This is a genomic window from Clostridium sp. NSJ-49 (genome assembly GCF_014287725.1).
GTDB lineage: Bacteria > Bacillota > Clostridia > Clostridiales > Clostridiaceae > Clostridium > Clostridium disporicum_B.
This window is the reverse complement of the sequence record NZ_JACOOP010000005.1, coordinates 100,476-112,430: the sequence shown is the minus strand read 5'-3', so window position 1 is coordinate 112,430 and position 11,955 is coordinate 100,476. Positions and strand designations below refer to the sequence as shown.

The window sequence follows — 11,955 nt, the reverse complement described above, 5'->3', positions numbered from 1 at the left end:
ATAGCCAAATTAGCCATTTTTACATATCCATCAGATATTATAGCCATTCTAGATATCTTATCCCATTGACCTGTATACTTATTCCATAGCAGTATTAAGTTAATTTTTATTTATATTATAAATAATTTAATTAAATAAGTTATATATAGCTATATCTAATTTTATATATTTATTAAAATATAAGATAGAAGTACCTTTGAAGATACTGCTTCTTCTTTATTTATATATTCTATTAATTTATTATTGTTATTTTTAATTTTTCATCCTTCTTCATAAATTCTATACTATGCTTCATAAAAATTGACTAAAAAACTTTTAATATTTTAAAATAACTTTACTTTTAAAACGTAATTTTATTGTATGATAGTATTATTCATATATATCTGAAAGCTCCATAGTAATTCTTTCTTCTCTATTATTATGTATTTTAGTAAACCAAGTATTTTTCTGTAAATCTTCAATAACCACATCTGGCATTTCAATTATAAATTCACTACCTTTTCCTAACTCACTTTTAACATTAATCTTTCCTTTATGTGCCTCAACAAAGTGCTTTACAATAGCTAATCCTACTCCACAACCTTCATTTACTTTATTTAACCTTTTTTCGGAATTAGAAAATTCATCAAAAATTGTTTCTAATTTTTTTTCTGATATTCCATATCCATTATCTTTAACAGATATATTTACTTTATTATCTTTTAAGTATATCGTGACATTTATAATTCTATTTCCATAATTAAATTTTATTGAATTGGAAATTAAATTCATTATTATTCTTTCTAATTTTACCTTGTCAAATGATATTATTTTTTCTTCTATTTCAGTATCAAATATTATTCTTAAGTTTTTAAATCTCCCACAATTATTTATATCCAAACATATATCTTCTACTGTACTTACAATATCATAATTATGAAAATTAAATATAGTATTACCATTGTATGCGCTAGTTAAATCTATAAAATTATTTGATAACTTCAATATCCTCAAAGAATTTATCCTTATTCTTTCAATACTTTTCATTAATAAATTTTCATAATCACTTATATTAAAATCTTTTAATTTATTTTCTAAAAGTTGTATAGTTGTTATAATCACATTTATAGGTGTTCGAAATTCATGTTTTAAATTATAGAAGAAACCTTCTTTTAATTTATCTAATTCTTCTTTATATGAAATTGGCTTTTTTAAACTTAATATTCCCTTAACATTATTATTATCTATTATGGGAGCCTTATTAATTTCAAATATATACTTTTTATTATTTATATAGATAACTTCTTCATATTCAATAGCTGTTTTTCTTTTTACTACTTCATCATCTGTTTTTTTTATTTTATTAATGTTATATATTATTTCATCAATCTCATCACACTTTTTACCATAAAGTTTTTCTCTTTCATTTATTCCAAGTTGACTAGCATACTTTTTATTACAATAAATATACTTTCCTTCTAAATTTCTATAAGCTATTTGTAAAGGAATTAAATCTAATACTGATTCTATTTCCTCTATAGATAACCTTTCACTCATAAAACCCTCCCATTATTATACTTTGATCCCTATATCATCTCTGATACTCTCTAATATATAATGCTATTTCAATAGCTAATCTAAATGATTTATGTATTTTTATTCAACATTAGGAATATCTCCTTTGATAATAATCTGTTAATTGTAATTTATTGTTAAATTCATTAAAGCTGCTTGTCCTAATCTATTTAAAATCTTATATGTGATAATCTCAATTTATTTCACTATATTTAATTATTTATTAAAACTATTCAATATATCTCTATATCCCAGTAACAATCCTCAGATTTATATTGCTCTATTATTTAAATAACTAAACTATAGCTTGTATATTATAATTTTAGATTCTATAACTTTCTATTATCGTATTATTAAAAATAACTAAATTTTAAAATAAATATATTATAAGTTTAATTTTTAAATTATCTCCATAACAACTCTTTCTATATATGTCCGGTTGAAATCATTTACAAACGAAACAGCTCCTACAATTTTTCCTTTGTCATTTATATATATTACATATTCTTTAGTTCTAATCAAGATTTTCTCTTTATTACTTAAAGATATTGATTTAAAATGATTGCTTTGAAAAATATAATTATTCTCATTCCTAAAAATACTTTCATATGCTTTAATAATACATTTATTTAATAAAATATTAAATTTTGAATAAGCTTCTTCTTTATCTTCACTATAATAAATATTTTTCTTCTTCTGTAAATCATCTTCAATATAAATTATATAAATTATATGTTTCACTCCTCGCAAATAAAAAATAAGATATTTATAAATCTAATTATCTAATATTTTTTAATATACATTTAAATAATATAATTCATCACTTATAAATAAAGTTTTATATTTGTTTCAATATTTTAGTTAAACTAACCACTAGTTTTAAAAGCAATCTAACATATTTTTTAATATTTAATTATACATAAAAATCTAATCTAGAAATTCTTTTATATTTTTATCAAGCGAGTTTGCTATACTCCCTAGCGTTTTTATTGATGGACTAGTTCGCATTCTTTCAATATCAGATAAATATGTATTAGATATACCTGCTAATTCAGCTAATTTCTTTTGAGTAATATTTTTACTAATTCTAATATCTCTAATTTTACGTCCAATTTCCAAAATTTCACCCCCAAATAATATTTTACGTTAACAAAGTAAAAAATCAAGTTTTTTGGTGTTTTTTTACTTTATCAAAGTATTTTTTTGTCATTTATTTTATTTTAAAACATATTTTTTATTACTTTTTTAATTTTTAATAAAAATTATTAAATTTTATTTACTTTTTAAAACTATTATTTATCATTTATTTACTTTCTTAAATATTTGATTTATAATCTAATGTGAAAAATACGTAAATAACGTATTTTAGATGAGGTGTTTTATGAGTTTGGGAAAAAGATTGAAAAAATTTAGAAAATGTAACCGATTAAGTCTAAAAGAGTTATCCGCTTTAACTAATTTATCAATATCTTTTTTAAGTGACATTGAACATGATAGAAGCAATCCTTCGATTAATAATTTAAAAATATTATCATCAGCATTAAATATACCAATGTATCACTTATTAGAAGATCCGAATTCTCCCTCTTCAGATAACTCAATTGATTTTTCTGAGCTAGTACCTATTTTGATGGAGTTTGAAGATTGGGATAATGAAGATAAAATTGAACTTTTTTATTATTTAAAAGCAAAAAAAACTATCAGAGATTTAAAAAAATAATCTAAGACTTAAAATAATAAAATTAAAAAATATACCTTTATATTAATAGTTTTAATATAAAGGTATATTTTTATTTATTATGACTGATTAATTTGCATATTTTAATAGTTATTTGATTTTATTAATCTATTCATTTATTTTATCTTTCTAAAATCTATAAAAATATTATCCTTATTATACGATTCATTCTATCATAAGCTAAAACTATACTTTAATAACCATATTATAACTTATAATATGGAACAATAAGTGGAACAAGCTCCCTTTTTTCCTATACGCGTGTATATGCGTGTACGCGCACATGAATTCACTTATTTTTTATTATTCATACTTAAGCTATATATTCTTGTTCCTGGTAATCTTCTACTCTTACAAAAGCTCTTTGTTTATTGTATATAGGAAATCTAAGCATTCCCGTCTTATTTTTATCGTATGATTTCCAACCTTCAATCTTTGCCATTATAGAAGCTATCTCATAGTTTTCATTATTAGTTCTTGTTAAGGTTAATCTGCTACACTTAAAAACTTTCCACCCCCAACATAATCATTTAAATACAACTCTTGTTAAGGTTAATCCTCTGGTGATATGTAATTTATCTGCTAAATCTTTCATTTAAATACAACTATTGTTAAGGTTAATCGGGTGATTATACTGGAGCGTTGGAAGGAATTATTAAATTTAAATACAACTCTTGTTAAGGTTAATCTCTTTATCGTTTCTTATTAAAGCCCTTATTAACTCATTTAAATACAACTCTTGTTAAGGTTAATCGGAGTAAGAATTGGAGATTATTCTGTAACTAACAAATTTAAATACAACTCTTGTTAAGGTTAATCCAGAGATTTATCTAAATCATGTGTATGTTGGAACAAATTTAAATACAACTCTTGTTAAGGTTAATCATATAATTTTTTCTTGGATAATTATACTCGTTACTATTTAAATACAACTCTTGTTAAGGTTAATCATGAGTTAAGTATGAAGAAACTGTATGAAAAGATATTTAAATACAACTCTTGTTAAGGTTAATCTACCACCATAAATATCGCAATAATCCATAGCGTCTATTTAAATACAACTCTTGTTAAGGTTAATCGCAACAAAATCTTACAATAATAAACTCTCTATCTTTATTTAAATACAACTCTTGTTAAGGTTAATCAATGTTTGGGTTAAATATATCAGTTTATAAAAAATAATTTAAATACAACTCTTGTTAAGGTTAATCCAAAGTAAAATACCTACTTATAATTTTACCAATACTGCTAAGTGCTTACAACTACTACTTATACAAAATTTTTACCAACCGTTAATTACTTTTTACATTAGTGATTAATTATTACTGTAAAGCTAGAATTACTCCTAGTTAATAACATATTTTTATAATGTTCCACTTGGTAAAATTATTTCTTTAGATACTTTATATTATTAAATCCTCACCTGTTACAATTGATTTTCCACCAAATACTTCTTCATCAAATACATTATCATTTAGAAGTTTAATTATACATATGAAATCTTCATTTTTATCGGTAACTCTATCTAAATCTTTTTTCAATCTTATTAATTTAGAAGGTGTCATTTCTCCTCTAAAAACCGATTTTTGAAAATGTGATAAATATTTTTTACATACTTTAAAAACTTTATTTACTCTTTCTTCTTTTACATCATAAAATACAAAAGCATAATTATAATTTACTTTTTTAGACATTACATTCCCTCCTTAATACTGAAAGGAATAAATTCTTTATCTTCCAATATCCATTTTATTAATTTATAGCAATCAAGCTTTATCGCCGTCCTATAGCTAATATTTCGTTTTAATTTTGGATGCTTAAATACAGATTCTAATCTTCCCTCAAAAGCTTCTATAAATATTTTTCTACCTTCTTCGTTCAACAAACAATAGTTAACCTTCTTTTCAAAGTGTTTATCTACTTGAATTTTTCTATTATTAATTAAATCAAATATTGTTTTATAAACTATTACAGGTTTAAAAACTTCACTTATATCTAAACTTAATGAAAATCTTCCTTCTGATGGTTCATGTAGAAAACTTATTCTTTGATCTAGATGTGTTCGATATATAGATGAGATTGTCTTAGTATATAGCAACGTATTTCCAAAGGATATCATTGCATTTATAGGGTTATCTGGTGGTCTTTTCACCCTCTTATTCATTATAAAATCTTCAGGTAAAAATAATTTAAAATCTGAATAAAATCTCTGCCATACCTCACCTTCAACAGACATTAATTGATTAATATTTTCACTCTTTTCCACAGCTAATAAAAACTCTTTCCTTATCCAATCTATTGTTTCCTTTACTTCTTTCTTATTATGTTTATAATAATGATAAAGAACTTCACTTATATTTATTCCTATCCCTCTTACTATTGCTTTTGCAGCATATAATCTATCTTCATCAAATTTCCTAACTTGTTTTACCAATAATTTCCCGCTATTATATTGATTTCTTGGATAATATGTTCCACTATATCCCTGGTGATAATTAAAAAAATGTACTACTATATTATTGCTAGCTAAAAAATCTAGTAATTTCGTATTTATACTTACTTCATTTAAACAATATATTTCCTTTGTATTTTCAATTGGTATATAAACATTTTTACCATTCTTTCTGAAGCATAAAGAATTATCTTTTCTTGTTAACTCCCCCATAGATGTTATATATCTAGTACTCCCCATATCTCCTCCTTAAATATAGCAATATTCATAATAAGCACATTTCTTACATTTTGCTGAATTTAATACTTTTGGAACTTTACCACCTGTCAGCAATTTGTCTATATCTTCAATATAATTCAATAACTCTCTCTCTATTTCATTTGTTAATTCAAAATATAATATCTTATTATCGCTTTTATTTTTTTCAATACATTCTAATTTACCTCTTCTTACAATCCCTTTATCCTTTAATACCTTTAAATAATATAATAACTGCCATTTCGCAGCTTCTACATCAGCATCAGATTTTTTTACTTCAGTTAAATATTCTTTAGTTAACTTATCTATTTTTATGTTGTCTATAGATATCTCAGAATTTTCACTTGTAGCTTTCTCTTCATGCATAGCTTTACCTATCTTTACAATTTCACTATTATCTTCTAGATTCAATCTATTACCATGTAAATAACATTGCCTTCTACAATGAAAATAGTAATTTATTAATGTACCATTAACTTTCATTCCACCAAATCTCCTAAATCATTTTTTGTACATGCCTCTTATCTATAATGATTTCCACGAAATTGCATATATAATCACCTTATTAAAATAAATTAGAGCCAATAAAACTATTGATTTTATTGGCTCTAATTTATATTTATTCTCAAATACTATTAACATAAAATATCTAAATTAAAAATGCTGCATAAAGTGGAACTGACTTGATTCCATTTTCAAAGCCAAAGTTTTTAGCAGATACTCTTATTGCATATTTAGGCTGATATTTTTTTATAAACTGTTGTAAACTCTTTGCTCTTACATGTTCTGCTGCTTTTACTTCTATAGGTATTATGTTTCCATCTTTATCTTGAATTAAAAAATCTACTTCTGCACTTCCTTTAGATTCCCAATAATAAGGTATATATCCATTAGCATTCAACGTAAAGCATACATAATTTTCAGTTAATGTACCTTTAAAATCATTAAACACTACTCCTTCTGACAAAACAGCATTGGCCGGTATTCCAAATTTAGAGCAAAGTAATCCTGTGTCAGTCATATATACTTTAAATGAATTAAAGTCACTATATGCTGATAAAGGTAATTTTCCTTCATTACATTTTATACATTTTAATATTACTCCAGAAGATTTTAACCATTCTACAGGTGTTTCATACTCATGAGCTCTAGCTCCTGATTTTATAACCTTGTATTGAAATTTTTTATTTTCCTTAGCTAATTGAGCTGGAATACTATTAAATGTAGCCATTATTCTAGTGGTTTCATTTGGTGTTGCATATTTAGCCATATCTGCAACATATGAATCATTTATACCTTTCTGAGTTGCCAGAACAAAATCAAAATCCTTCTTTTCAATATACTCCTTAACTACAGCAGGCATTCCACCTATTACTAAGTACTCTCTATATATATCCATAGCCTTATTATGCAAAGATAATTCTGTATCATTATTAAAACATTCTTTTATAATATTAATTAAATCTTTTTCATTCATAGCCATTAAAAACTCTTCAAAATCAAGCGGATATAAAGTTTTTAAATCAACTTTTCCTACTGGAAATGAATACTGCTCTCTATTCACAGCAACTCCAAGTAAACTTCCAGCAGCAATTATATGATATTCATTTGCATTTTCATTAAAATATTTTAATGACGTCAATGCTCTTTCACATGCCTGTATTTCATCAAAAAATATTAAAGTTTTCTCTTTAAATATACTTTTTCCAGCATTAATAGAAAGCTCTCTTACTATTCTTTCAGGATCTAAATCTCTTTCAAATATTTTTATTAGTTCTCTATTATTTTCAAAGTTAAAATATACTACTGAATCATAATACTCTTTTCCAAAGGTTAATGCAGAATACGTCTTTCCAACCTGCCTTGCCCCTTGTAAAATTAAAGGCTTTCTATTAGAACTATTCTTCCAATTTATTAACCATTTTAAAACTTTACGTTCCATTTAATGTTACCTCACAACACTTTTTATAACTTAATTTTACGCTCTATCTACATTTTTATCAACTTATTCTTATTATATACATATATACTTTCTTTAAATACATTTATTCTTAATTTATATCTATTTAGATACAACTCTTGTTATTGTTAATCTTGTTCAAGATCCTAATCCTCCACCTAATAAACTTAATTTAAATACAACTCTTGTTATTGTTAATCTGTTTGGTAATAAATGGTAGGAGTAGGCAGAGATGGATTTAAATACAACTCTTGTTATTGTTAATCATACATTACTTGAAGATAGTGTTTACTTATCTTTATTTAAATACAACTCTTGTTATTGTTAATCTTTAACCGTTATAAAAATTTAGCACTTAATATGTTATTTAAATACAACTCTTGTTATTGTTAATCGGACGACAAATTGAAATTGGTGGTCGTAAGACAAAATTTAAATACAACTCTTGTTATTGTTAATCCATAGAAAATTCAAAGTTTCTATATATTTTAATCAACTTAGCTTATTGCTATATCTAGCATCTTTAATTTTTTACCAAGCAGCAATCAATATTTAAAAACTTAAGTTTTTTTATTCTAAACTCTATACAAATCCTAATATCTACCCTCATAACTATATAATTTCACTTGGTAAATATCTATATAAAATCCCCTATTCCAGTTATTAATTTTTCTTTATCTACCTTGCCATCTTTGAAGTAACTTTCACCATCTTCAAGATAATAAAGATCTCCAACAATCTCATTTGGCATTATATTGTTATTTTTTTGTACCTCATATATAAAGTTATTCATCTTAGCCCTAACATCTGATAGTTTCACTTCTTTTTCTGAATATTTCATTTTATTATCTCTTAATAACTCTATATACTGATTCCATATATCTTTACCATCTAAAACCTCTCCATTTTCTAATGGAATTTCTCTTGCAAGATAAACTGACTGTCTTTCCATAGTATCATCAATTAATTTCATTTTTTCTGCTACCTGTGAAAACTTTAGACCACCTACATCTTCTTTAAAAAATCTTTCAGTATTTAGATTTTCTCTTGTTGAATCATTATAGTTTTCTTTTAATCCTATAAGTATCTTCTCATAATACTTATTAAAATTTTTCGATATTAATATCTCTTTAACCCACTCATTTATAAGCGAATATTTTTTCTCTGCTCTAAAATCCCCTCTATAAATACTTTCTGCCTCATCTAAATTAAAGAAATATACTATTCCTTTATCTAGACATGAACGATTTATTCTACCCATAAATTGTTCATCACCATCTAATTTAGAAATATCCTTATACCCTATATCCATATCAATATCTACTCCAGCTTCAATAACTTGAGTTGCAACTAGTATTACTCCATTATGATTTAAATCCTTATCTTTTACTTCTTTTAATATTTTTGCTCTATCTATTGAGTTATCATCCCCTGTAAGTAAAAGCACCTTAGCTTCTAAATTTCTATCTATTAACTCTTTATAAAATTCATATGCAGTTTTTTTCTTTATAAATTCCATTAAGATTTTCTTTTTACTTTTACCCTGAATTGTTATATGCTCTAAAAGTTCTTCTCTCTCCTTATCTATAAGATTATAATTCACCTCTACCCTATTTTTAAAAAGTGGATTAGTAAAATATTTTTCTCTATTTTCTATTAAATTTACTGTTTGACCTTTTATTTCAGTTAATAAATCTAAATTAGGTAATGTTGCTGACATTATAATTACTTTTATATTTAATAACTTTGAAAATACTTTTAAGAATGATATTATCTCTGTCCATATTTCTAGCTTATAGCTTTGAATTTCATCTAATACAATTACACTATTGGCAAGTTGATGAAATGAAAATATCGATTTTTTATCATTATTAAACATTGTATTAAAGATCCCAACATGAGTTATTAAAATAAATGGATAATTCAAAAACTGCCTATTTAATAATGCTTCATCATATTTTTTAAATTCTTCTTCATCTAAGATATTATCCTCCTTTAATTCTTCCATCTTTATAGCTGTAACAGAATTGATAACAGCTATCTTATTTAAAACTTCTTTTTTATCTCCAAAAATTTTACTTAAATTAGCTTGATTTTGCTCTACCAAAGTATTAAATGGTGAAACATAATATATCTTTTTTAAGCTATTATTATTTTCTATTAACTTAAAACTTAAATTAGTAGAAATATTACTCTTCCCTCCACCGGTTGGGGCTTCTAGATAAAATATTTCTCCATCTTTATTTTCATTTAAAATTTTTTCTGCATCTAAAAACATCTCTGTCCTTAATACGTTTATATTTTTTTCATCTGAAAAGTCTTTTCTTTTACCATAATTACTTTTTTCATATTTTCTTATACGCTTATAAATTTTTGTATCTTTATAAACATCATAAAACTCATTTATGGCTGATATTTCTCCAAAATCATATACAACTACTCCACTCATAAATTCAGATGTTGAGTAAAAGTCACAGGCTAAAAGTATGGAAAATACTAATCGTCCATAAGTATATAGATATATTGAATCTTCTTTATCTAGTTTTTTTAAATATTTTAATGCAGCATCTCCTATATTCCATGCTTTAGTACTATTTAAAGAAAACTCATTACACAATACATCTTTGTAAGATTCGTTTAATACTGATATAGCTTTATTAGCATCACCATAATCTTCTCCATCTTTATTAAAGCTAGCTATAAATTTTTCAAATTGACTTAAATCACCATGATGTTTTGATATTAAATAAGCGTTCAAGTATAAAAGTTTCCTTAGCATTTTTTTGCTTTTGCCTTGTAAACTTTCTACTTCATCTAAAAAATAATCAATATAAATTACTGATGAAATTATTGAATGTTTACTTTTTATGTTCTTAAAATTATCTGTTTCAAAAAGTTCATTATCCATTTTATCTTTTTGGAATATGGGGTTTATTTTACCTACATCATGGAAGTTAACTATATTCACCAATAATTTTCTAAATAATTCTTTTCCTTCTATACTTACAGTTCTTAAAAATTTTTCTTCAAAATTTTTGAGTATAGTATCTAAATTTTTTGCATCATAAATCTTAAAGAAATATTTATTAGATAAATCTATATGATTTATTAATTTTTCATACTCATATTTATTTCCTACTGATTTTTTATGAGCATAAAAGTTATATTTACTATTTACTATTTCGCTGAAATCTATAATTTCTCTCTTATCTAAATATTCCATATATCACCTCATATAATGTAAGGAGGGTTAACCCCTCCTTAGAAAAATGCTATATTTTTATTACCTACAGTATAAATTTCATCTGTATTTATATCGTAAATTTCCATATTGGTATATATAAATGTTTCATATTCATACATATTAGTTTTTTCATTAAGTCTTATAGGTAAATTTTCTTTGTACTTATATGGCATATAATTCATATCAGCTACACTATCACCAAAATTCACATAAGATTTAGGACATAAAGAATCTATACTTTCTATTTCATCAGCAGCTTTTTCTGATTCATATATCTCTATTTCATCTATATTAGCTATATGGTCGTTTTTGCCTAAGTACGGTATAAATATACTTTTATAATTTGTTATATAATCGCAAATTTTTTCAGTATCTTTTGAGTCTACCAAGACATATATATTCCAAGAGGGTTTTTCAAGCCATTGCTCTTTTATTATTAAGTTTCCACCTTGCTCCTGTGATGCATATCCAACTGAATTATTAAATATTTGAATCTTCTTAGAAAAATCTCCTCTCGAACCTTCTTCAGGTTCTATGGCAACTTTTATATCTTTTAGCTTTTCATAAAATTCAGGATATTTATCAGTTTTACTCATTTGGTTATAGCCTTTATATCCTACTATTGCTCCTAATATTCCAAGTAAAGCTACTTTATGAATATTGGAATAAGTAAAATATAAATAAGTATTTACATCTGGCTTTTTAAAGAAAGCATTATCTCCATATAATCTAAATTTTAGAACCTTCAT

General features: G+C 24.4%; 11 protein-coding genes and 2 CRISPR repeat arrays. Of the genes, 1 reads left to right on the top strand and 10 read right to left on the bottom strand.

Annotated features, from left to right (window positions below):
• Positions 1-369: 369 nt before the first annotated feature.
• The 3 genes from H8S10_RS03000 to H8S10_RS02990 form a co-directional block, all read right to left on the bottom strand.
• Positions 370-1,536, bottom strand: a complete 1,167-nt coding sequence (locus H8S10_RS03000) for an ATP-binding protein (protein ID WP_186837904.1) — start codon at positions 1,534-1,536, stop codon at positions 370-372.
• Positions 1,537-1,953: 417 nt separating this feature from the next.
• Positions 1,954-2,295 (bottom strand): hypothetical protein, encoded by a 342-nt coding sequence (locus tag H8S10_RS02995; RefSeq protein WP_186837903.1) that lies wholly within the window; start codon positions 2,293-2,295, stop codon positions 1,954-1,956.
• Positions 2,296-2,481: 186 nt separating this feature from the next.
• The gene (locus H8S10_RS02990) at positions 2,482-2,673 is read right to left on the bottom strand and encodes a helix-turn-helix transcriptional regulator (protein ID WP_055267884.1); all 192 of its coding nucleotides are present in this window, start codon (positions 2,671-2,673) and stop codon (positions 2,482-2,484) included.
• 262 nt (positions 2,674-2,935) lie between these two features.
• Here H8S10_RS02990 and H8S10_RS02985 point away from each other — a divergent pair, with 262 nt between their 5' ends.
• Entirely contained in the window at positions 2,936-3,274 is a 339-nt protein-coding gene (locus tag H8S10_RS02985; RefSeq protein WP_186837902.1) for a helix-turn-helix transcriptional regulator, read from the top strand.
• A 331-nt stretch (positions 3,275-3,605) separates the two neighbouring features.
• On the opposite strand, the gene H8S10_RS18245 is transcribed toward H8S10_RS02985, so the two are convergent.
• The 7 genes from H8S10_RS18245 to cas5b all read right to left on the bottom strand — a co-directional run bounded on the left by H8S10_RS18245 (position 3,606) and on the right by cas5b (position 11,955).
• Positions 3,606-3,734 carry a hypothetical protein gene (locus H8S10_RS18245; RefSeq protein WP_279287138.1) on the bottom strand — a complete coding sequence of 43 codons (129 nt, stop codon included), beginning with the start codon at positions 3,732-3,734 and terminating at the stop codon, positions 3,606-3,608.
• A 20-nt stretch (positions 3,735-3,754) separates the two neighbouring features.
• Positions 3,755-4,503: direct repeats of the CRISPR family, unit length 30 nt; unit sequence ATTTAAATACAACTCTTGTTAAGGTTAATC.
• 192 nt (positions 4,504-4,695) lie between these two features.
• Positions 4,696-4,986 (bottom strand): CRISPR-associated endonuclease Cas2, encoded by a 291-nt coding sequence (cas2, locus tag H8S10_RS02980; protein WP_055268091.1) that lies wholly within the window; start codon positions 4,984-4,986, stop codon positions 4,696-4,698.
• Entirely contained in the window at positions 4,986-5,984 is a 999-nt protein-coding gene (cas1b, locus tag H8S10_RS02975) for a type I-B CRISPR-associated endonuclease Cas1b (RefSeq protein ID WP_055268089.1), read from the bottom strand. The genes cas2 and cas1b overlap by 1 nt, the downstream gene beginning before the upstream one ends.
• A 9-nt stretch (positions 5,985-5,993) precedes the next feature.
• Positions 5,994-6,485 carry a CRISPR-associated protein Cas4 gene (gene cas4 / locus H8S10_RS02970; protein WP_055268087.1) on the bottom strand — a complete coding sequence of 164 codons (492 nt, stop codon included), beginning with the start codon at positions 6,483-6,485 and terminating at the stop codon, positions 5,994-5,996.
• 166 nt (positions 6,486-6,651) lie between these two features.
• Positions 6,652-7,944 (bottom strand): ATP-binding protein, encoded by a 1,293-nt coding sequence (locus H8S10_RS02965; RefSeq protein ID WP_186837901.1) that lies wholly within the window; start codon positions 7,942-7,944, stop codon positions 6,652-6,654.
• A 122-nt stretch (positions 7,945-8,066) separates the two neighbouring features.
• Positions 8,067-8,476: a CRISPR direct-repeat array (repeat unit 30 nt; unit sequence ATTTAAATACAACTCTTGTTATTGTTAATC).
• A gap of 123 nt (positions 8,477-8,599) precedes the next feature.
• A complete protein-coding gene (gene cas3, locus H8S10_RS02960) occupies positions 8,600-11,185 on the bottom strand; it encodes a CRISPR-associated helicase Cas3' (RefSeq protein ID WP_186837900.1) in 2,586 nt (861 codons plus the stop codon).
• Between the two features lie 38 nt (positions 11,186-11,223).
• Complete coding sequence (gene cas5b / locus H8S10_RS02955) at positions 11,224-11,955, bottom strand: type I-B CRISPR-associated protein Cas5b (RefSeq protein ID WP_186837899.1); 732 nt, start codon at positions 11,953-11,955, stop codon at positions 11,224-11,226.

What these genes read in the sequence shown, in the direction of transcription:
- cas5b (WP_186837899.1), bottom strand. Translation starts at nt 11,955, where the DNA reads ATGAAGGTTCTAAAATTTAGATTATATGGAGATAATGCTTTCTTTAAA.
- H8S10_RS02985 (WP_186837902.1), top strand. Translation starts at nt 2,936, where the DNA reads ATGAGTTTGGGAAAAAGATTGAAAAAATTTAGAAAATGTAACCGATTA.
- cas1b (WP_055268089.1), bottom strand. Translation starts at nt 5,984, where the DNA reads ATGGGGAGTACTAGATATATAACATCTATGGGGGAGTTAACAAGAAAA.
- H8S10_RS02965 (WP_186837901.1), bottom strand. Translation starts at nt 7,944, where the DNA reads ATGGAACGTAAAGTTTTAAAATGGTTAATAAATTGGAAGAATAGTTCT.
- H8S10_RS18245 (WP_279287138.1), bottom strand. Translation starts at nt 3,734, where the DNA reads ATGGCAAAGATTGAAGGTTGGAAATCATACGATAAAAATAAGACGGGA.
- cas4 (WP_055268087.1), bottom strand. Translation starts at nt 6,485, where the DNA reads ATGAAAGTTAATGGTACATTAATAAATTACTATTTTCATTGTAGAAGG.
- H8S10_RS03000 (WP_186837904.1), bottom strand. Translation starts at nt 1,536, where the DNA reads ATGAGTGAAAGGTTATCTATAGAGGAAATAGAATCAGTATTAGATTTA.
- cas2 (WP_055268091.1), bottom strand. Translation starts at nt 4,986, where the DNA reads ATGTCTAAAAAAGTAAATTATAATTATGCTTTTGTATTTTATGATGTA.
- cas3 (WP_186837900.1), bottom strand. Translation starts at nt 11,185, where the DNA reads ATGGAATATTTAGATAAGAGAGAAATTATAGATTTCAGCGAAATAGTA.